Source organism: Cupriavidus sp. D39 (genome assembly GCF_026627925.1).
Taxonomy (GTDB): Bacteria; Pseudomonadota; Gammaproteobacteria; order Burkholderiales; family Burkholderiaceae; genus Cupriavidus; species Cupriavidus ulmosensis.
Window position 1 is genome coordinate 5,043,914 of the sequence record NZ_JAPNLE010000009.1, and the last position, 20,346, is coordinate 5,064,259.

The following is a 20,346-nucleotide window of genomic DNA, read 5'->3' on the forward strand; positions in this document are numbered from 1 at the left end:
CGTGGGTGTTGGCGGCTGCCGGGCTCCTGGCGGCCGCGCTCGCGCTGCGTCTGCGCACGCGCCATACCGGCTGGGCGCGGTTGGCCTTGATCGCGTTGTCGCTGTTGGCTGGCTTCGGCTGGTCGGCGTGGCGCGCCGAGGTTCGCCTGGGCGAGCGCCTGGCGAGCGCGCAGGAAGGCGTGGACCTGGTGGTGAGCGGCGTGGTGGCCGGGCTGCCGGCCCAGGCCGCGCGCGGCCAGCGCTTCGCGTTCGCGCTCGACGATGCGGGCGGCATGCCTTCCCGCGTCTTGCTGGGCTGGGAGGACGCGCCGGCCGGCTTGCGTCCGGGCGAGCGTTACGTCTTCACGGTGCGCTTGCGCCAGCCCCATGGCCTGGCCAACCCACATGGCTTCGATTACGAGTTCTGGCTGATGGCGGCGGGGCTTGGCGCCACCGGCTACGTGCGCGATGCCATGGGCGAGCCGCGAGACGCTGTCGGCGAACGGCTCGCGTGGCGAATCGCGCGATGGCGGGCGCAGGTGCGCGATCACGTCTTGCAAAGCCTGCCAGCCGATGCCCGCTTTGTGCCAGTGCTGGCTGCCCTGGTGGTAGGCGATCAGCGCGGAATCCAGCAGCGCGACTGAACCTTGTTCACGCGCACCGGCATCGGCCACCTGATCAGCATTTCCGGCCTGCATATCACCATGATTTCCGGCCTTTTCTCCAGCCTCGTCTATTGGCTGTGGCGGCATTCGTTCGGGCTCGGGCGATGGCTGCCGCGGCCCTTGCCGCTGTGGTGGCCGGCACGGCGCGCCGCACTGGTGGGCGCGGTGATTGCCGGCTTCATCTACGGTCTGCTGGCGGGCATGCAGGTGCCGGCGCTGCGCACCGTGTCGATGTTGGTGGTGGCGGCGCTGGCGCTATGGAGCGGGCGCACGCCGCCGGTCTCGCTGGTGCTGTCCTGGGCCGCGTTCGTGGCGATCGGGCTAGACCCTTGGGCGGTGCTGTCGCCCGGCTTCTGGCTTTCCTTCGGCGCGGTGGGCGTGATCTTCCTGGCCGCGGCGCAACCGGCCAATCACGCTACGCTGACGCGTTGGCAGCGTTTTCGAGCCAGCCTGGCGCAGGCCACGCGCACGCAATGGTCCGTCACCATCGGGCTGGTGCCGCTGACCTTGCTGCTGTTCCAGCAGGTCTCGGTGATTTCGCCGCTGGCCAATGCGGCGGCGATCCCGCTGGTCAGCCTGCTGGTGACGCCGATGGCGTTGCTGGCGGCGGCGGTGCCGGCGCCGCTGGCGGGCTGGTTGCTCAGCCCCGCGCATCTGTTGCTGCACTGGCTGGTGCTGGGCCTGGAGTGGCTGTCGGCGCCGCCGTGGGCGGTGTGGCAGGCCGCGCGCGCCGGGCCGGTGGCGCTAGCGCTGGCCGTGCTCGGCTCGCTGCTGTTGCTGGCGCCCGTGCGCTGTGGCGTGCGCGCGCGCCTGCATGGCGTGGTGCTGCTGTTGCCGATGGTGCTGGCGGGGCGGCAGCCGGTGGCGCACGGGGAGTTTCGCGCCACCGCGATCGATATCGGGCAGGGCACGGCGGTGCTGGTGGAAACGCGCTCGCGCGTGCTGCTCTACGATGCCGGGCCGGGTCGGGTTACGGCTGGGGCGCCGGGCGTGGCGAGCTGGGCAGCAGCGCCGGCGCGCGGGCCATCGAGCCGTTCCTGCGCGGCGCCGGCGTGCGCCGGCTGGACACGCTGGTGATCAGCCATGAAGACGCCGACCATGCGGGCGGCGCGCGCGACATCATGGCGGCGCTGACGGTGGACACCCTGCTGTCGGGCGCGCCGCCGGGACATCGGCTGCTGGTGCCGCCGGCGAACGCTGCGCACCTGGAGGCGCAGCCCTGCGCGGCGGGCCAGCAGTGGGAGTGGGATGGCGTGCGCTTTGCCATGCTGCATCCCTTGCCGGGCGCCGCGCAGAATGCCGCCATCGACAGCAATGCGCGCAGTTGCGTGCTCAAGCTGGCGGGCAGCGCGCGCAGCCTCCTGCTGACCGGCGATATCGCCCGGCGCGACGAGGCGGCGCTGCTGGCGCGCCTGTCCACGCAAGACTTGCGCGCGGACTTCCTGCAGGTGCCGCATCACGGCAGCAACACCTCATCGAGCGGCGCGTTCCTGGCCGTGGTGGCGCCGGAGGTCGCGCTGTTCCAGGTGGGCTACCGCAACCGCCACCGGCATCCGCGGCCCGAGATCTGGGACCGCTACGGCTCGCACGAGATCGCGCGCTATCGCAGCGACGAAACCGGCGCGGTCCAGCTTACGACGCGCGGCGAGTCTTACGCGCTGCGGGCTTACCGCCAGCACGAGCGGCGCTACTGGCGCGCGGCGCCGCCTGCGCCTCGTTGAGGTGCGCGGGCTCGGCCTGGGCGATACGGCGCTCGCGCAGGTGCGCCTTGGCGCGTTGCAGGCCCGCGCAGACGGTGTCGGCGCGTTCCAGGGCAACGCCCGCTGCCAGCACGTCGCCCAGTACCAGGTGGCAGATGCGGGAGGTCATCGGGGTGTAGACCTGGCTGTCTTCTTCCACGTCCGAGAACACGCAGACGTCGGCCAGCGCGGCCAGCGGCGAGCCGCTGTGGGTCAGCGCCAGCACGCTGGCGCCGCTGGCGCAGGCCAGCGTGGCGGCGGCCAGCATGTCCCAGGTGCGCCCGCTGTTGGAGACCAGCACCGCCACATCGCCGGGCCCGAGCAGTGCCGCCGACATGCTGAAGACGTGCGAGTCCGAGTAGGCAACGGTGGGCATGCCGAGGCGGAAGAACTTGTGCTGGATATCCAGGGCGACGATGCCCGAATTGCCGCAGCCATAGAACTCGATGCGCCTGGCCGCGGCGAGCAGCTGGATGCCGTGCTCGATCTGGTCCGCGGACAGCGCGTTGCGCACCGTCATCAGGGTGGCGATGGTGCGGTCGAACACCTTGCCGGCGATATCGGCAGGGCGGTCCTCGGCCTTGACGTCCTGGTGCACGAAGGGCGTGCCGCCGCCCACGTTCTGGGCGAACTGGAGCTTGAACTCGCGAAAGCCGTCGTAGCCCAGCGCCGCGCAAAAGCGCGCAATGGTGGGCTGGGACACGCCCGCGCGCTCGGCCAGCTCGGGCATCGACAAGCGGATCACGCTGGCGCCGTGGCGGGCGACATAGTCGGCAAGGCGGCGTTCGGAGGGGCGAAGCGTGTCGTAGACGGCAAGAATTCGGTCGCGCATGGTAGAGGAGGGATGGCTGTCTGTGCCGGGGAATTGTTTTGGCTCTGGCCCCGGAATCCGTGGCTCGACGGATCGAGCCGCATGTAGATATTCTACAGAATTAGAGGCGATGTCATTGTGGCTTCGGTGAGGCGGATGGCTAGGGATTTCACCTATGTGAGCCAAAAATACCATGAATAAAGCGCTTTGTGATGCGTGCGCGTAGTGTTTTCAAATTGTCTTTAGATATAATGTAGAAAATCTACAAGCAATAGCACCCAGTAGCGCCAACTAAGTCCCCCAGTCCTCCCGGATACGATCAGGCATCACGACCAGGAACTCCCCAATGTCAAAAGCCCTCCACGCCGAAGTCCACGCCGTCACCGAGCGCGTGATCGCACGCAGCCGGCGCAGCCGCGCCGCCTATCTCGCGCGCTGCGAACGCGCCCAGCAGGAGCTCGGTCCCTTGCGCGGGCTGTCCTGCGCCAACCTCGCGCACGGCCTGGCCGCGCTGCCCGCGCATGACAAGCTCAAGCTACGGGTCGAGCATGCCGCCAACCTCGGCATCGTCACCGCGTACAACGACATGCTGTCGGCCCACCAACCGTACGAGCGTTATCCCGGCGTGATCCGCGAGGCCGCGCGTGCCGTTGGCGCGGTGGCGCAGGTGGCGGGCGGGGTGCCGGCGATGTGCGACGGCATCACGCAGGGCAATGCCGGCATGGAGCTGTCGCTGTTTTCGCGCGACGCCATTGCGATGGCCACGGCGGTCTCCTTGTCGCACAACACCTTCGATGCCGCGCTCATGCTGGGCGTGTGCGACAAGATCGTGCCGGGCCTGCTGATGGGCGCGCTGCAGTTCGGCCACCTGCCGGTGGTATTCGTGCCGGCCGGGCCGATGTCGACGGGCTTGTCCAACAAGGAGAAGGCACGCGTGCGCCAGCTTTACGCAACCGGCCAGGTGGGCCGCGAAGCGTTGCTGGAGGCCGAGTGCGAGGCCTATCACGGCGCCGGCACGTGCACCTTCTACGGCACCGCCAACAGCAACCAGTTCCTGATGGAAATCATGGGCCTGCATATGCCGGGCGCGGCCTTCGTGCATCCGGACAGTGGCCTGCGCGACGCGCTCACCGCCGCCGCCGCGCAACGCGCGCTGGCCCTGACGGCGCGGGGCGGCGACTACCTGCCGCTGGCCCGCATCGTGGACGAGCGCGCGGTAATCAACGCCGTGGTCGGCCTGCTGGCCACGGGTGGCTCGACCAACCACACCATCCACCTGGTGGCGATGGCGCGCGCGGCGGGCATCCTCATCGACTGGGACGATTTCGATCGTCTCTCTCGCATCACGCCGCTGCTGGCGCGGGTCTACCCCAACGGCTCGGCCGACGTGAACCACTTCCACGCCGCGGGCGGCGTGGCCTACGTGATTCGCCAGCTGCTCACCGCCGGCTTGCTGCACGAGGACGTGGAGACCGTGGTCGGGCGTGGCCTGGCCCGCTATACGCAAGAGCCCGTGATGATCGACGGCGTGCTCCAGTGGCGCGATGGCGCGGCTGTCAGCGGCGATGCCGCGGTACTGGCCACCGCGGCCGAACCGTTCTCCGCCGAGGGTGGCTTGCGCCTGCTGCAGGGCAATCTTGGCCGCGGCATGATCAAGGTGTCGGCGGTGGCGGACGAGCATCGCGTGGTGGAAGCGCCGGCACGCGTTTTTGACTCGCAAGAGCAATTGCAGGCCGCGTTCGAGGCCGGCGAGTTCACGGGCGACATGATCGCGGTCGTGCGTTTCCAGGGGCCCAACGCCAACGGCATGCCTGAACTGCACCGCCTCACCCCGGTGCTCGGCGCGCTGCAGGACGCCGGCCACAAGGTTGCGCTGGTGACCGATGGCCGCATGTCCGGCGCCTCCGGCAAGGTGCCAGCGGTCATCCATGTGGGGCCTGAGGCACTTGCTGGCGGCCCGCTGGCGCGCGTGCGCGACGGCGACCGGATCCGCGTGGACGCCGTGGCGGGCACGCTGGAATGGCTTGGCGCCGCCAACGGCGACGGTGACCTGGCGACGCGTGCCTCGGCCGTGCTGCCAGACGACGCCTTCACGAATTTCAGCGTTGGCCGGGGCCTGTTCGGGCTGTTCCGGCGCAATGCGCGGATCGCGGAGGAGGGCGGCAGCGCGCTGGACCTGTCCGAGGCCGACGCGCCCGGCGCTGTCCAAATGGGCGCGGCCGTCGCACAATAGGCAGCGCCCCATAAATTTGTGTCATTTGTGTCCCCGGCAGTCGACGGCTGGCGGGGACGACCCCGAGCCGGCCCATGCGGGTCCTATCATGGCTTCATGGCTGAATGCTTCCGGAACCGATCGGCGGCCGGCGCGGGGACTACCGACAAGGATGGGAAAACCATCCGAACATGATCGTTGGAGCAGACATGATCTACATCCTGATGGGCGTTTCCGGCAGCGGAAAGACCACGGTCGGCCAACTGCTGGCCAAGACCTTGCAATGCGGCTTCCATGACGCCGATGAATTCCACAGCGCCGCCAACAAGGCGAAGATGCACAATGGCATCCCGCTGACCGACGACGACCGCTGGCCCTGGCTGGCCGCGATGCGCGCGGCGATCGATACGGCCCGCGCCGAAGGGCGCACCCACGTGTTTACCTGTTCCGCGCTGCGGCAAACCTACCGCGACCGCCTGACGCCCGCCGACGGCGGCGTGACCTTTGTCTACATGAAGGGCGATGCGGCCGTCATTGGCGGCCGCCTGGCCGAGCGCAGCGACCACTTTTTCAATCCCGCCCTGCTGCAGAGTCAGTTCGAGACCCTGGAGGAGCCGCGCGATGCCCTGGTGCTCGATATTCGCCAGACGCCGGAGGCGCTGGTGCAGCGCATCCTGGCCGGAGTGCAGGCGCAAAGGCGCGGCGATCGCCCGCTAGGGCGATCGCCAATGCCGGCCCGAAGCCAAGGCTGGCAAACATCTTGCTTAATCCATGTTTGATGGCGCGAATGCTTGCCGCTTGCGGCTTTCGTGGTCATAGGTATCCTATAGGGACAGCACTTCGAAGCATGACGAGACGGTCCGCGGCCAGGCCGCCGGGCCTCGGGTGGTGATCTCAAGGTGCTGTGCCGGGAACAACAAGCCAATCAAAACGGGTAGCCGGCAGTTTGGGCGGCACTCAAATCATGGGGGAACGGCCATCATGGCGGCGCGGTTTTTCGACGAGATGCTCGATTGGCAAGATGGCGTGGCTGCAGCAATCCACGCTGGCGAGTCCCTGCCGGCAGGTGCCGTGCGGGGGCATTACAAGCAGTTCGCGGATTGGTTGGCGCGCCAGTCCGAAGGCACCATGGACAACAAGCGCGCCGAGGCTGATCTGATCTTCCGGCGCGTGGGCATCACGTTCGCCGTTTACGGTGAAAAAGACGAGTCCAACAGCGGCACCGAGCGGACCATCCCGTTCGACGTCATTCCCCGCATCTTCCCCGCCAGCGAGTGGGCAACGCTCGAGCGCGGCCTGCGCCAGCGGGTGTCGGCGCTGAACCGCTTCATCCACGATATCTACCACGGGCAGGACATCATCCGCGCCGGTGTGATCCCACCCGACCAGATCTATAACAACGCGCAGTACCGCCCCGAGATGCTCGGCATCGACGTGCCCCGCGATATCTATGCCCACGTGGCAGGCATCGACGTGGTGCGCGCGGGCGAGGGCGAGTTCTACGTGCTGGAAGACAACCTGCGCGTGCCCTCCGGCGTGTCCTACATGCTGGAGAACCGCAAGATGATGATGCGGTTGTTCCCGGACCTGTTCGCGCGCAATCGCGTGGCGCCTGTCGCGCACTATCCCGACCTGCTGCTCGACATGCTGCGCGGCGTCTCGCCGCAGAACATTGCCGACCCCACGGTGGTGGTGCTCACGCCCGGCATGTACAACTCCGCCTACTTCGAGCATGCCTTCCTGGCCCAGCAAATGGGCGTGGAGCTGGTCGAGGGCAGCGACCTGTTCGTGCAGGACGATCACCTCTACATGCGCACCACCCAGGGCCCGCAGCGCATCGATGTGATCTACCGCCGGGTCGACGACGATTTCCTCGACCCGCTGGTGTTCCGCTCGGATTCCACGCTGGGCGCGGCGGGCCTGCTCTCGGTCTATCGTGCCGGCAATGTCACCATCTGCAACGCCATTGGCACGGGCGTGGCCGACGACAAGTCGATCTATCCCTACGTGCCCGACATGATCCGCTTCTACCTCGGCGAGGAAGCGATCCTCAACAACGTGCCGACGTACATGTGCCGCCGCCCGGACGACCTACAGTACGTGCTGGACCACATGAGTGAGCTGGTGGTCAAGGAAACCCATGGCGCCGGCGGCTACGGCATGCTGGTGGGGCCTGCCGCCACGCGCGCGGAGATCGATACGTTCCGCGAGGTCGTGCGCGCGCGTCCCGAGCAGTACATCGCGCAGCCCACGCTGGCGCTTTCCACCTGCCCGACGTATGTCGAGTCGGGGATCGCGCCGCGCCACATCGACCTGCGTCCGTTCGTGCTGTCCGGCAAGGACGTGCGCATGGTGCCGGGAGGGCTGACCCGCGTGGCGCTGCGCGAAGGCTCGCTGGTGGTCAACTCCTCGCAGGGCGGAGGCACCAAGGACACCTGGGTGCTGGAGCGCTGACGCGCGGCGCACGCAAGGATTGTTTGTGATTCCCGCGCTGGCCGCCGCGTTGCCGGCGGCGCGCGGGTGAACAGCGCTGTACGAGGGGACTAAACATGCTTAGCCGCACCGCCGACCATCTGTTCTGGATGGCGCGCTATACCGAACGCGCGGAGAACACCGCGCGCATGCTGGACGTGAATTACCAGACGTCGCTGCTGCCGCAATCCGCGGAAGTGGCGGAGCAAGGCTGGTGGGCCATGCTCGATATCTCCGAGCTGACCACGGTGTTCGACGAAAAGTACGGCCTGCTCACGCGCGATGACGTGATCGATTTCATGGTGCGCGACATGACCAATGTCTCGTCCATCATGAGCTGCCTGCGCGCGGCCCGCGAGAACGCGCGCGCGGTGCGCGGCTCGCTGACCACCGAGGTCTGGGAGACCATCAACACCACCTGGCTCGACGTGCAGCGCATGATCGCCGACGGCGTGCTGGCGGCGGATCCTTCGCAGTTCTTCGAGTGGGTGAAGTTCCGCTCCCACCTGGCCCGCGGCGTGCAGTTCGGCACCATGCTCAAGGACGATGCCTTCCACTTCATGCGGCTGGGCACCTTCCTGGAGCGCGCCGACAATACCGCGCGGATTCTGGACGTGAAGTTCCAGGCCGGCACCGTCGACGACAGCGACCCCAATCGCGACGCAAACGACTTCTATCACTGGGCGGCGGTCTTGCGCTCGGTGTCGGGCTTCGAGGTGTACCGCAAGGTTTATCGCACCGTGATCACGCCCGAGCGCGTGGCCGAACTGCTGGTGCTGCGCCCCGACATGCCGCGCTCGCTGGTATCGAGCATGGATGAGGTGGTGTCGATCCTGGCGCTGGTGGGCAACCAGCATTCTTCGGAGACCGAGCGCCAGGCTGGTAAACTTCACGCCGATTTGAAATATGCGCGCATCGACGACATCTTCGCCGTCGGGCTGCATGCTTACCTGACCAGTTTCCTGGAGCGCATCGGCGACCTCGGCAACGGCATCAGCCGGGATTTCCTCGTGCCGTTGCTGGCTGCCTGACCTATAGAAGTGGGAGGGTCGTGCCGGCCTCGCCACATCATGAAATACAAGATTCACCACAAAACGGTCTACCGTTACGCCGAGCCGGTCCGGCGCAGCGTGCACGAACTGCGGCTCGCGCCGCGTTCGGGCCCGCTGCAGGCCGTGCAGGAATGGCAGTTGTCCGTTCCCGGCAACCTGTCCGAGGCGCGTGACGGCTTCGGCAATATCGTGCACAGCTTCACTGTGGCCGGGCCAGCACATACGCTGGTGATCGAGGCCAGCGGCGTGGTCGATGTAACGCCGCCAACTGACGCGGATGGGCCGTTTTTCTGCGATGCGCCGCCGGCCGGCGAGGCGCGTGTCTCGCCGCTGTATTACCTTGGCGGCACAGCGCTGACCGCCGCCAAGCCGGAAATGGTGCGTTTTGCCGCGCCGTACCTGGCGGCGGGGGCGACGGTGCCCGCGCTGCTGGCGCTGGCCAACGGCATTGCGGGGCGGGTGCGCTACCAGGCTGATAGCACCGACGTGGGCACGTCGGCCAGCGATGCGTTCGCGCTGGGCAGCGGGGTTTGCCAGGACCAGGCGCAGGTGATGGTGGCATGCTGCCGCGCCCTGGGCCTGCCGGCGCGCTACGTCAGCGGCTATTTCTATGACCCGGCGGCCTCGGAGCTGGCCAGCCATGCCTGGGCCGATGTCTGCGTGGATGCCGGCAAGGAGTTGTGGTGCAGCATCGACGTGACCCACGGCTGCCTGAGCGACGCGCGCCATATCCGGCTGGCGGTCGGGCGCGACTATCGCATGGCCGCACCGGTGCGCGGCATTCGCGAAGGTGGCGGCGGCGAGCGGCTGGCGGTCGAGATCGCCATTGCACCGCTGCAGTGAGTGAAGTGGTGCGTCGCGCACCAAGAGCGGGCGCGCCGCAAGGTTCCGGGCGCACCGGCGCGGCGCTAGAATGCGGCCTTGACCCGGGTGACAAGCTTGGCGATGCGCCGGGCGTGAATTTGCACCATTACAAGACAAGATCATGACGTACTGTGTAGCCATGCGGCTGGACACCGGGCTGGTGTTCCTTTCCGACTCCCGCACCAATGCCGGCGTCGACGCGATCTCGACCGCGCGCAAGATGACCGTGTTCGAGGAGCCGGGCGACCGCGTGATGGTCTTGCTGAGCGCAGGCAACCTGGCGATCAGCCAGGCGGTGCGCCAGATCCTGGCGGAGGGCCGTGACGAGAAGCGCTCGCTGTGGACGGCGCGCGATATGTTCGAGGCGGCCGCCATCGTCGGCGACGCAGTGCGCCAGGTGCACAAGCACGACGCCCATGCGCTGCGCGAGGCCGGCATCGAATTCAATGTGAGCCTGATCTTCGGCGGCCAGATCCGCGGCGAACGCGTGCGCCTGTTCCATGTGTACGCCGCCGGGAATTTCGTCGAGGCCACGCCCGAGAACTGCTATTTCCAGATCGGCGAGGCCAAGTATGGCAAGCCCATCATCGATCGCGTGGTGGAGCCGACGCTGCCGCTGGGCGAAGCCGCCAAGTGCGCGCTGATCTCGATGGACTCCACGCTGAAGTCGAATATCTCGGTGGGCCTGCCGTTGGACCTGCTGGTCTACGAGGGCGATTCGCTGCGCGTGACCCGCTTCGTTAATATCGACGAGAAGAACGCCTACTTCCGCATGATCCGCGATACCTGGGGGCAGCGCCTGCGCCAGGTCTTCGGCGAGATCAACGATCCCGAGTGGGATGCCGACGCGCCGGCCGAGTTTCCGCTGGCGCGCCAGGGCGCCGGCGACCGCTGGGGCCAGCCGGTGCGCGCCACGCGCGAACGTGCCGGCACGCAGGACTGAGGGCGCACGGCGAATACCCCGATGCGCGACATCCTGCATTTTTCGCATGCCAACGGCTTCCCGGTCAGCACCTACCGCAAGCTGTTTGGAACGCTGGAAGACGATTTCGAGATCCGCGCCGTGGACCGTTATGGCCACGACCCGAAATTCCCCGTCACGCGCGAGTGGCCGCACCTGGTCGATGAACTGCTGGCTTCGATCGACCAGAAGTACCGCGAGCCGGTATGGCTGGTGGGACATTCGCTTGGCGGTTTCCTGTCGCTGATGGCCGCGCTGCGCCGCCCGCAGTGGGTGCGCGGCGTGGTGATGCTGGATTCGCCCGTGATCGCCGGGTGGCGCGCCGCCTTGCTCAAGGCCGGCCAGCGCTTCGGCCTGGATGAGCGGCCCAGCCCGGCGGCCGCGACCCGGCGCCGCCGCACGCACTGGCCGGATGCCGAGGCGGTGTGGGAGCACTTTCGCGCCAAGCCTGTGTTCGCGTCGTGGGACGAGGAGGTGTTGCGCGACTATGCGATGCACGGCACGGAGCCGACCGGCAACGACGCCGAGCGCCGCCTGCGTTTCGAGCGGGAGATCGAGTACCAGATCTATCGCACGCTGCCCACCAGCCTGGGCGCGCGCGTGGCGCGCGGGGCGCCGGTGCCGGTCAGCTTTGTCGCCGGCACGCGTTCGCGCGAAGTGCGGCAATGCGGGCTCGGCGCCACGCGCAAGCTGGTGGGCGAGCGTCTGCGCTTTATCGAGGGCGGCCATCTGTATCCGATGGAGCGGCCCGGGCAGACCGCCGGGCTGATCCGCGATCTGGTCGGGCAAATGCGGGGCGATGGCGCCGCGAGCGCGCGTCCGTAGCCGGGGCAGGATAGCGCGGTGGCGGGGGCGCGGGCGCGAAGCGGCGAATGCGTCTCCGCGGCTGCCGGGCAAGGCGACTTGTCGCAAATGCGGCGCTGCAGCAGGCGGCCTCTCATGTATAATCCCGATTTCCCCGGCAAGCTCGGTTTATGACCAAATTCGTCTTCGTCACCGGTGGTGTCGTCTCTTCTCTCGGCAAGGGCATCGCTGCTGCTTCGCTCGCGGCCATTCTCGAGTCGCGCGGCCTCAAAGTCACCCTCCTCAAGCTAGATCCCTACATCAACGTCGATCCCGGCACGATGAGCCCCTTCCAGCATGGCGAAGTGTTCGTCACGGAAGACGGTGCGGAAACCGACCTCGATCTCGGCCACTATGAGCGCTTCGTCTCGGCCAAGATGCGCAAGTCGAACAACTTCACCACGGGCCAGATCTACGAGTCGGTGATCCGCAAGGAACGCCGCGGCGAGTACCTCGGCAAGACAGTGCAGGTGATCCCGCATATCACCAACGAGATCCAGGCCTTCATCGAGCGCGGCGCGGCTGCGTCGCACGGTGGCAAGGCGGACGTCGCACTGGTGGAGATCGGTGGCACGGTGGGTGACATCGAGTCGCTGCCGTTCCTGGAAGCCGCGCGCCAGATGAGCCTGCGCATGGGCCGCAACCATGCTGCCTTCGTGCACCTGACGCTGGTGCCGTTCATTGCCAGCGCCGGCGAGCTCAAGACCAAGCCGACCCAGCACTCGGTGCAGAAGCTGCGTGAAATCGGCATCTCGCCGACCGCGCTGCTGTGCCGCGCCGACCGCCCGATTCCGGACGAAGAGCGCGCCAAGATTTCGCTGTTCTCCAATATCCCGCAAGAAGCCGTGATCTCGGTGTGGGACGTGGACAGCATCTACAAGATCCCGCAGATGCTCAACGAGCAAGGCCTCGACCGCCTGATCTGCGAGGAGCTGCGTATCGATCCGAAGCCGGCCGATCTCTCCATGTGGCAGCGCCTGGTCAATGCCCAGGAAAATCCGCAGCACGAGGTCACCATCGGCATGGTGGGCAAGTATGTCGACCTGACCGAATCCTACAAGTCGCTGATCGAAGCGCTGCGCCACGCCGGCATGCACACCGCCACCCGCGTGAACATCGAGTACATCGATTCGGAAGAACTTGAATCGGGCCACCTTGAAGTGCTCAAGCCGCTGGACGCCATCCTGGTCCCGGGCGGCTTCGGCAAGCGCGGCACGGAAGGCAAGATCCGCGCTATCCAGTACGCTCGCGAGAACAAGGTGCCATACCTGGGCATCTGCCTGGGCATGCAGCTGGCCGTGATCGAGTTCGCGCGCCACGTGGCGGCGATGGCCGATGCCAACTCGACCGAGTTCAACCTGGAAACCGAACATCCGGTGGTCGCGCTGATCACCGAGTGGGTCGATCGCGAAGGCAAGGTCGAGCAGCGCTCCGCCGAGTCCGACCTGGGCGGCACCATGCGCCTTGGCGCGCAACGCGTGCCGGTCAAGGCCGAGACCAAGGCAAGCCAGATCTATGGCGCCGAAGTCAACGAGCGCCATCGCCATCGCTACGAAGTCAACAATCACTACGTGCCGACGCTGGAAAAGGCGGGCATGGTGATCTCGGCCCGTACGCCGACCGAAGACCTGCCCGAGATGATGGAACTGCCGGAAAGCCTGCACCCGTGGTTCGTGGGCGTGCAGTTCCACCCGGAATTCACCTCCACCCCGCGCGATGGCCATCCGCTGTTCAAGGCCTACGTGGAAGCGGCGCTGGCCAGCCAGCAGAGCAAGGCGGGCTAAGCCCCGGCACCGCAAGCAGGAGATTAGTGATGAAACTCTGTGGATTTGACGTCGGCCTGGACCGGCCCTTCTTCCTGATCGCCGGTCCGTGCGTGATCGAGTCCGAGCAGATGGCGCTGGATACGGCCGGTGAGCTCAAGGCGATCACGAGCGAGCTCGGCATCCCCTTTATCTACAAGTCCTCGTTCGACAAGGCCAACCGCTCGTCGGGCCGGACCTTCCGCGGCCTGGGCATGGAGAAGGGGCTCGAGATCCTCGCCACCGTCAAGCGCGAGATCGGCGTGCCTGTGCTGACCGACATCCACGAGATCGACGAGGTCAAGCCGGTGGCGGCCGTGGTCGACGTGCTGCAGACGCCGGCCTTCCTTTGCCGCCAGACCGACTTCATCCGTGCCTGCGCGCAGAGCGGCCGCCCCGTCAATATCAAGAAGGGGCAGTTCCTCGCGCCGCATGACATGAAGAATGTCATCGACAAGGCGCGCGATGCCGCGCGCGAGGCCGGGCTGCCGGAAGACAGCTTCATGGCCTGCGAACGCGGCGTTTCCTTCGGCTACAACAACCTGGTCTCGGACATGCGCTCGCTGGCGATCATGCGCGAGACCGGCGCGCCGGTGGTGTTCGACGCCACCCACTCGGTGCAGCTGCCGGGCGGCCAGGGCACCAGCTCGGGCGGCCAGCGCGAGTTCGTGCCGGTGCTGTCGCGCGCGGCCGTGGCGACGGGTGTTGCGGGCCTGTTCATGGAAACGCATCCGGACCCGAGCAAGGCCATGTCGGATGGCCCCAACGCCGTGCCGCTGTCGCGCATGAAGGAACTGCTGTCGGTGCTCAAGGATCTCGATACGCTGGTCAAGCGCTCGGGCTTCCTCGAAGACAATTTCGGCTGGCCGGCGGCTTGCGCCTGAGCTTGCCGTGCCACCCCGATCATGGCCGTCATCAGGCGGCCATGATCAGCCAAGTAGAATCAACATCATAAGAACACACGGAGATACGCCATGGCCAGCGGCTATATCATTGCCCACGTCGATGTCACCGATCCCCAGCAGTATGAAGAGTACAAATTGCTCTCCAGCCATGCCATGAAGGTGCATGGCGCCGAGGTACTGGTGCGCGGCGGCAAGACCGAGAAGCTGGAGGGCGACTGGGCCCCGACGCGCGTGGTCGTGCTGAAGTTTCCCAGCTATGACGCGGCAAAGTCGTTTCACGACAGCGAGGAATACCGCGCCGCGCGCAAGTCGCGCGAGCACGCCGCGCGTATGAACATGATCGTGGTGGAAGGCGCTTAAGCGTTGGTCGGCGTTAGTCGGCGTTAGTCAGCTTCATTCAGTCAGCGGTAGTCCAGGGCATGGCGCCCGTGTAGTAAGAAGTCATCAAGCATCAACAGTCCAAGAGGAATCCATGAGTGCAATCGTAGATATCATCGGTCGCGAAGTTCTCGACTCGCGCGGTAACCCGACGGTCGAGTGCGACGTCCTGCTCGAATCCGGCGTGATGGGCCGCGCGGCAGTGCCGTCGGGCGCATCCACCGGCTCGCGCGAAGCCATCGAGCTGCGTGACGGCGACAAGTCGCGCTACCTCGGCAAGGGCGTGCTGAAGGCGGTCGAGCATATCAATACCGAAATCTCCGAAGCCATCATGGGCCTGGACGCTTCCGAGCAAGCGTTCCTGGACCGCACCCTGATCGACCTCGACGGCACCGACAACAAGGCCCGCCTGGGCGCCAACGCCACGCTGGCCGTGTCGATGGCCGTGGCGCGCGCCGCTGCCGAAGAAGCCGGCCTGCCGCTGTACCGCTACTTCGGTGGTTCGGGCGCCATGCAGATGCCCGTGCCGATGATGAACATCGTCAACGGTGGCGCGCACGCCAACAACAGCCTGGACATCCAGGAATTCATGATCATGCCGGTGTCGCAGACGAGCTTCCGTGAAGCCCTGCGTTGCGGCGCTGAAGTGTTCCACGCACTGAAGAAGATCCTGTCCGACAAGGGCATGTCCACGGCGGTTGGCGACGAGGGCGGCTTTGCCCCAACTTCGCTTCCAACGAAGAGTGCCTGAACACCATCCTGCTCGCCATCGAGAAGGCCGGCTACCGCGCTGGCGAGGACGTGCTGCTGGCGCTGGACTGCGCGGCGACCGAGTTCTATCACGAAGCCGAAGGCCAGTACCACCTGGACGGCGAAGGCCTGAAGCTGACCTCGACCCAGTTCGCCGACTACCTGGCCAACCTGTGCGACAAGTTCCCGATCGTGTCGATCGAGGACGGCATGGGCGAAGGCGACTGGGACGGCTGGAAGGTGCTGACCGACAAGCTGGGCAAGCGCGTGCAGCTGGTGGGCGACGACCTGTTCGTCACCAACACCAAGATCCTGAAGGAAGGCATCGAGAAGGGTATCGGCAATTCGATCCTGATCAAGATCAACCAGATCGGTACCCTGACCGAAACCTTCGCCGCCATCGAAATGGCCAAGCGCGCCGGCTACACGGCCGTGATCTCGCACCGTTCGGGCGAGACCGAGGACAGCACCATCGCCGATATCGCGGTGGGCACCAACGCCGGCCAGATCAAGACCGGCTCGCTGTCGCGTTCGGACCGTATCTCGAAGTACAACCAGCTGCTGCGCATCGAGGAAGATCTCGGTGATATCGCCAGCTACCCGGGCAAGAGCGCGTTCTACAATCTGCGCTAAGCTCGTGTCCTGCCCCGGCCGCGCTCAATGCCGCGGCCGGCGCAGGACGCAACTCCCTTTTTTGCTTAAGCGCCAGAACCCATGCGCCTGATCTCGTTGCTGTTGTTTGTGCTGTTGCTCGCCATCCAGTATCCCTTATGGCTGGGCAAGGGCGGCTGGCTGCGTGTGTGGGATATGGACAAGCAGGTGCAGGAACAGAGCGCGCACAACCAGGCGCTCAAGCTGCGCAATGCCAAGCTGGAAGGGGAAGTGAAGGACCTGCAGGATGGCACCGGGGCCATTGAAGAGCGTGCCCGCTACGAGCTGGGCATGGTCAAGGATGGCGAGGTGTTCGTGCAGTTCGTGGCGCCGGCCCCCAAGGTCAGCGCCACGCCGCCGCTGCCGCCTCCGGCGAACTCCCCGGCATTCAATCGCCATTGACTGGCGTCAGCCTCGATCGGTAGCGGGCGCAAACACCATCGTCATTTCAGTCGGTTTTGGCGCATTCCCGCAAGCTCACCACCAGTACGGGTAGCCGCCCCAACCCCGGTAGTATCCCGGGCTGCTGAAGCCAACCCCGCCGCCCCAGTGGCCACCTCCCCATCCGCCGTAATACAGGTTCCAGCTTGGCGAAGGATAGCCATAGGTTGCGGCCCGCGCCATGGCCTCCGCCTGTTGCTGGCGGGCAATCGCGGCCTCCTGCTCGCGCAGCACCTGGCGGTTCAGCGCATCGATCTTCTGGATATCTTCTGCGGTGACGGGAGGCGGCGGCACGCCATTGGGCACCAGGCGGGCAGTAGGCGGCGAGCCGTTGATGTCGCGCGGCAACTGGGCGCAGCCGCCGCAGGCCAGTACGATGCCTAGAAGCAGGGCGCTGATCGTGGCGCACGGGTGAGAAGGCAAAGCGGGCATGATGACTCCCTGACTCTGGTGGGTCGCTGACGCTTGGACCCCGGCGCAGGGCAGAAAGGTTCCTGCCGCTGCGCCTGGTGTCGTCGCTTGCATCGTCCGCCGCGGCTGCCGCTCAGTGCTGCTGGCCCGCGCCGTCGCCGGCGCCGGTAGCCACGGGGACCGGCGTGAACAGCTGCGCGCAGTCGACCGGGTCGAAGTGGTATTGCTGGCCGCAGAAATCGCACTGGATTTCCACTTCGCCGCGTTCCACCAGGATGTCTTCAATCTCCACGCGGCCCAGGTTCTGCAGCATGCCCGCCACCTTGGCGCGCGAGCACGAGCACTGGAAGTGCGGGGTCAGCGGCTCGAACACACGCAGGCCGGTGGCTTCCAGGTCTTCCCAGAACAGGCGGCGCAGCAAGGTATCCGGCGTCTCGGCCAGCAGTTCGGCGTCCTTCAGCGTGGCGCCGAGCTGGCAGGCACGGTCCCAGGTGTCGAGATCCTGCGCGCGGCCGCTTTCCCCTAGCGGCGCGCCGGTTTCGCCGACCTCCGCGGGCGGGCGTTCGGCGTGGCCTTCCAGCGTGCCGCCGTAGGACGGCAGCTTTTGCAGCAGCATGCCCGCGGCGACCTTGTCGTCGGCGGCCAGCCACAGCCGCGTGTCGAGCTGCTCGGACGTCTGCATATAGTGCTCGAGCACGGCGGTCATGGATGCCATCGGGCCATGCTTGTCGGCCAGCGGCACGATGCTTTGGTAAGGCTGCTGCCCGGGGAGCTTGTCCTGCGGGTCCAGCGTGATGGCGAAGCGGCCGTGGCCGCTGACGTTGACGAGATCCGCCAGCGTGGCGTCGTCGGCCAGCGTCACGCCTTCGGCGAGCTTGGCGGTTGCGCGCATCGACAGGTCGGACAGGCACTCCACCACCAGCATGCGCACCGGGCCGTCGCCGTGCACTTGCATCACCAGCGCGCCGTTGAACTTCAGGTTGGCTGAAAGCAGGGCGGCGGCCGACATCATTTCGCCCAGCAGCCGGCGCACCGGCGTGGGGTAATGATTGCGGCGCAGCACTTCTTGCCAGGTGGCCTGCATGCGTACCAGCTCGCCGCGCACGGGGGCCGCGTCGAACAGGAATTTCTGCAGGGTGTCAGGGGTGGTGGTGTCAGTCACGATGATCCGTCGGTAAATCGGTGCCGCTGGCGCGGCGCCTTGGTCGCTTAGTCGATGCGTTTGAGTTGCGTCTTGTACATGGCCTGGCGCGTGGCGTAGGTCTCGGCATTGCGATACAGGTTGGCCACGTCCTGCTCGGTGAGCTCGCGCACCACCTTGGCCGGCGCGCCGAGGATCAGCGAGCGGTCCGGGAAGACCTTGCCTTCCGTGACGACGGCGCCGGCGCCGACCAGGCACTCCTTGCCGATCACGGCACGGTTCAGGATCACCGCCTGGATGCCGATCAGCGAGCCTTCGCCCACCGTACAGCCGTGCAGCATGGCCTGGTGGCCGATCGAGACCTTGTCGCCGATGGTCAGCGGGCAGCCGGGGTCGGTATGGAGCACGGTGCCTTCCTGCACATTGCTGGACTCACCCACCACGATCGGCTCGTTGTCGCCACGGATCACCACGCCTGGCCATACGCTGGCACGCGCCTTGAGCGTCACGTTACCGATGACGGTGGCCTCCGGCGCCACGTAGGCATCCGGATCGATGGTGGGGGCAACGTCGCCGAGCTGGTAAAGCGCCATGGGGTCTCCTGCACAAGTTCGTATGGGTATATGGGGTTTGCCGCCAGGCTTTAAAGGGTGCGGGGCGGGGGTGCGACTGCGCGGTCCGCGGCACCCTACAATGGCGGCAACCCGGATTTTACGCTTATGCCAGCAAACCTTCCTGATCCCGATGCCGGCGGCGCGCCGCTTGCTGCACCTGAGCTGCCGCGCGGCTTCGCTTCCCTGTCCTTGCGCCGCCAGGCGCTCGCTATCCTGTGCCTGAGCGATGCGCACCAGAAGGCCGGCGCTACGCGCTGGATGCGGCAGGCGGTCGCCGCCGTGACGCCGGAGGCGCTCGGCATCGATGAGTCGATCCTGGCCGAGCTGCCGGTACCGGGCCGGCCGCCACTGCCCGAACTGGTGCCGCCGCAAAGGGTGGAACGGCGGCGCTCCGTCCATACGCCGGCCGGCCGCGCGGCGCTGATCCACGCGCTTGCGCATATCGAGTTCAATGCCATCAACCTGGCGCTGGATGCGATCTGGCGCTTTGGCGGGATGCCGCCGGCCTTCTACGTGGACTGGCTGCGTGTGGCCGACGAAGAAGCGCTGCACTTCAGCCTGCTGGCGGGGCACCTGGCCACGCTAGGCGCGCGTTACGGCGACTTGCCCGCGCACAACAGCCTGTGGGAAATGGCGGACAAGACCGCTGGCGACGTGCTGGCACGCATGGCGCTGGTGCCGCGCACCCTGGAGGCGCGGGGGCTGGACGCCTCGCCGCCGGTGCGGGCCAAGCTGGCCGCGGCCGGCGATCATGACGCCGCCGCCATCATCGACATCATCCTGCGCGATGAAGTTGGCCACGTGGCGATCGGCAACCATTGGTATCGCTGGCTATGCGCGGGCCGTGGCCTCGACCCTGTCGCCACCTACGCTGAACTTGCCGAGCGCTACCAGGCGCCGCGCCTGCGCCCGCCATTCAACCTGGCGGCGCGGCGCGCGGCGGGCTTCGACGAGATCGAGCTGGCCTTGCTGGAAGGGCAGGCGGCTCAGTAGTAGTCGGCCATCAAGACGATGCCTTGCCGGCTGCTGCCGGGATCGCTGCCTTTCACGAACTGCACGGCCTAGACGGATGTCCGCGCGGTCTTCAGCATGGCCACCTTGCCGGGCACCGGCGGCAGCGCGGCGAATTCCGCGGAATGGCTGCCGTTCGCCGGACAACTTACCGAAGGGGTTCCGCTCGCGCTCATCTGTGCGGTGCAGGACGGCGCCACGATGGCTCCCTGGAAGATGATGACGCCATCCGCGGCCCACGCGCAGACGGATAGCGTTGCACTCGCCAGGGCGAGAGGCAGGCGCCTTGCGAATTGTCGGGCGGCGCAGTGGCCGGTGCGTGCAAACGTGCTCATCGTGACCCCCTGTTCAGCATCGAGTTGAAGCGCGTTAGGAAATTTCTGCGCGCTCTTTGGGAATTTTATTTCCAATAATCAGAAAAAATATTCACGCTAATCTGAATTTTCCTAAACATATCTTTGCACTATTCTGTTCGGCCAGATTGGCGCTGATAGGTGTATTGAGCGCGGCAGAGAGTGGTCATGCATAGGAGTATTCCTAGTTTGAAAGGGGATCTGGTTTGTTTTTCAGGGTTTTTATAAGAACATTCTTATAAATATTCCTGGAATTTTAAATTGCCATAGGCGACTCCCCGGGCCTGGCGT

Annotated in this window: 20 protein-coding genes and 1 pseudogene; 16 read left to right on the plus strand and 5 right to left on the minus strand. The window is 66.4% G+C overall.

The genetic code is table 11. The features are described 5' to 3' along the window. The first annotated feature begins 5 nt into the window (after positions 1-5). The 3 genes from OMK73_RS38545 to OMK73_RS38555 are packed head-to-tail and all read left to right on the plus strand — an operon-like array spanning position 6 to position 2,365. Positions 6-623, plus strand: coding sequence for a ComEC/Rec2 family competence protein (locus tag OMK73_RS38545; RefSeq protein ID WP_324291801.1), 618 nt, complete (start codon positions 6-8; stop codon positions 621-623). Positions 624-626: 3 nt separating this feature from the next. After that, complete coding sequence (locus tag OMK73_RS38550) at positions 627-1,721, plus strand: ComEC/Rec2 family competence protein (protein ID WP_324291802.1); 1,095 nt, start codon at positions 627-629, stop codon at positions 1,719-1,721. Further along, positions 1,697-2,365 (plus strand): ComEC/Rec2 family competence protein, encoded by a 669-nt coding sequence (locus OMK73_RS38555; RefSeq protein ID WP_324291803.1) that lies wholly within the window; start codon positions 1,697-1,699, stop codon positions 2,363-2,365. The genes OMK73_RS38550 and OMK73_RS38555 overlap by 25 nt, the downstream gene beginning before the upstream one ends. Here the strand turns inward: OMK73_RS38555 and OMK73_RS35565 are convergent. Further along, positions 2,277-3,215, minus strand: a complete 939-nt coding sequence (locus tag OMK73_RS35565) for a MurR/RpiR family transcriptional regulator (RefSeq protein ID WP_267606110.1) — start codon at positions 3,213-3,215, stop codon at positions 2,277-2,279. The two genes, OMK73_RS38555 and OMK73_RS35565, sit on opposite strands and share 89 nt — an antisense overlap. A gap of 325 nt (positions 3,216-3,540) precedes the next feature. Between OMK73_RS35565 and edd the strand changes: the two genes are divergently transcribed. The 12 genes and pseudogenes from edd to ftsB all read left to right on the plus strand — a co-directional run bounded on the left by edd (position 3,541) and on the right by ftsB (position 16,486). After that, a complete protein-coding gene (edd, locus tag OMK73_RS35570) occupies positions 3,541-5,427 on the plus strand; it encodes a phosphogluconate dehydratase (protein WP_267606112.1) in 1,887 nt (628 codons plus the stop codon). A gap of 188 nt (positions 5,428-5,615) precedes the next feature. Next, positions 5,616-6,185 carry a gluconokinase gene (locus tag OMK73_RS35575; RefSeq protein ID WP_267606632.1) on the plus strand — a complete coding sequence of 190 codons (570 nt, stop codon included), beginning with the start codon at positions 5,616-5,618 and terminating at the stop codon, positions 6,183-6,185. A 202-nt stretch (positions 6,186-6,387) separates the two neighbouring features. Beyond that, the gene (locus OMK73_RS35580) at positions 6,388-7,860 is read left to right on the plus strand and encodes a circularly permuted type 2 ATP-grasp protein (protein ID WP_267606113.1); all 1,473 of its coding nucleotides are present in this window, start codon (positions 6,388-6,390) and stop codon (positions 7,858-7,860) included. Positions 7,861-7,955: 95 nt separating this feature from the next. After that, positions 7,956-8,909 carry an alpha-E domain-containing protein gene (locus OMK73_RS35585; protein WP_267606114.1) on the plus strand — a complete coding sequence of 318 codons (954 nt, stop codon included), beginning with the start codon at positions 7,956-7,958 and terminating at the stop codon, positions 8,907-8,909. Positions 8,910-8,948: 39 nt separating this feature from the next. Beyond that, positions 8,949-9,773 carry a transglutaminase family protein gene (locus OMK73_RS35590; RefSeq protein ID WP_267606116.1) on the plus strand — a complete coding sequence of 275 codons (825 nt, stop codon included), beginning with the start codon at positions 8,949-8,951 and terminating at the stop codon, positions 9,771-9,773. A gap of 142 nt (positions 9,774-9,915) precedes the next feature. Continuing rightward, positions 9,916-10,737: a peptidase gene (locus OMK73_RS35595; RefSeq protein ID WP_267606117.1), complete on the plus strand. Its 822-nt coding sequence runs from the start codon at positions 9,916-9,918 to the stop codon at positions 10,735-10,737. A 21-nt stretch (positions 10,738-10,758) separates the two neighbouring features. After that, positions 10,759-11,580, plus strand: a complete 822-nt coding sequence (locus tag OMK73_RS35600; RefSeq protein ID WP_267606119.1) for an alpha/beta fold hydrolase — start codon at positions 10,759-10,761, stop codon at positions 11,578-11,580. A 149-nt stretch (positions 11,581-11,729) separates the two neighbouring features. Continuing rightward, the gene (locus OMK73_RS35605; RefSeq protein WP_267606121.1) at positions 11,730-13,382 is read left to right on the plus strand and encodes a CTP synthase; all 1,653 of its coding nucleotides are present in this window, start codon (positions 11,730-11,732) and stop codon (positions 13,380-13,382) included. 29 nt (positions 13,383-13,411) lie between these two features. Further along, positions 13,412-14,284, plus strand: a complete 873-nt coding sequence (gene kdsA / locus OMK73_RS35610; protein WP_267606122.1) for a 3-deoxy-8-phosphooctulonate synthase — start codon at positions 13,412-13,414, stop codon at positions 14,282-14,284. A gap of 90 nt (positions 14,285-14,374) precedes the next feature. Continuing rightward, positions 14,375-14,665, plus strand: coding sequence for a DUF1330 domain-containing protein (locus OMK73_RS35615; protein WP_267606123.1), 291 nt, complete (start codon positions 14,375-14,377; stop codon positions 14,663-14,665). Positions 14,666-14,777: 112 nt separating this feature from the next. Further along, positions 14,778-16,066, plus strand: a pseudogene (gene eno / locus OMK73_RS35620) (phosphopyruvate hydratase). An 81-nt stretch (positions 16,067-16,147) separates the two neighbouring features. Then, positions 16,148-16,486 carry a cell division protein FtsB gene (ftsB, locus tag OMK73_RS35625; RefSeq protein ID WP_174422818.1) on the plus strand — a complete coding sequence of 113 codons (339 nt, stop codon included), beginning with the start codon at positions 16,148-16,150 and terminating at the stop codon, positions 16,484-16,486. A 75-nt stretch (positions 16,487-16,561) separates the two neighbouring features. Here ftsB and OMK73_RS35630 read toward each other — a convergent pair whose 3' ends face one another. The 3 genes from OMK73_RS35630 to OMK73_RS35640 form a co-directional block, all read right to left on the minus strand. After that, positions 16,562-16,957 (minus strand): hypothetical protein, encoded by a 396-nt coding sequence (locus tag OMK73_RS35630; RefSeq protein ID WP_267606127.1) that lies wholly within the window; start codon positions 16,955-16,957, stop codon positions 16,562-16,564. Positions 16,958-17,069: 112 nt separating this feature from the next. Then, entirely contained in the window at positions 17,070-18,098 is a 1,029-nt protein-coding gene (locus OMK73_RS35635) for an Hsp33 family molecular chaperone HslO (RefSeq protein WP_267606128.1), read from the minus strand. Positions 18,099-18,145: 47 nt separating this feature from the next. Further along, positions 18,146-18,670, minus strand: a complete 525-nt coding sequence (locus OMK73_RS35640; RefSeq protein ID WP_267606129.1) for a gamma carbonic anhydrase family protein — start codon at positions 18,668-18,670, stop codon at positions 18,146-18,148. A 126-nt stretch (positions 18,671-18,796) separates the two neighbouring features. On the opposite strand from OMK73_RS35640, the gene OMK73_RS35645 reads away from it, so the two are divergent. After that, complete coding sequence (locus OMK73_RS35645; protein ID WP_267606130.1) at positions 18,797-19,684, plus strand: ferritin-like domain-containing protein; 888 nt, start codon at positions 18,797-18,799, stop codon at positions 19,682-19,684. A 68-nt stretch (positions 19,685-19,752) separates the two neighbouring features. On the opposite strand, the gene OMK73_RS35650 is transcribed toward OMK73_RS35645, so the two are convergent. Then, entirely contained in the window at positions 19,753-20,037 is a 285-nt protein-coding gene (locus tag OMK73_RS35650; protein ID WP_267606131.1) for a hypothetical protein, read from the minus strand. Positions 20,038-20,346 lie beyond the last annotated feature (309 nt).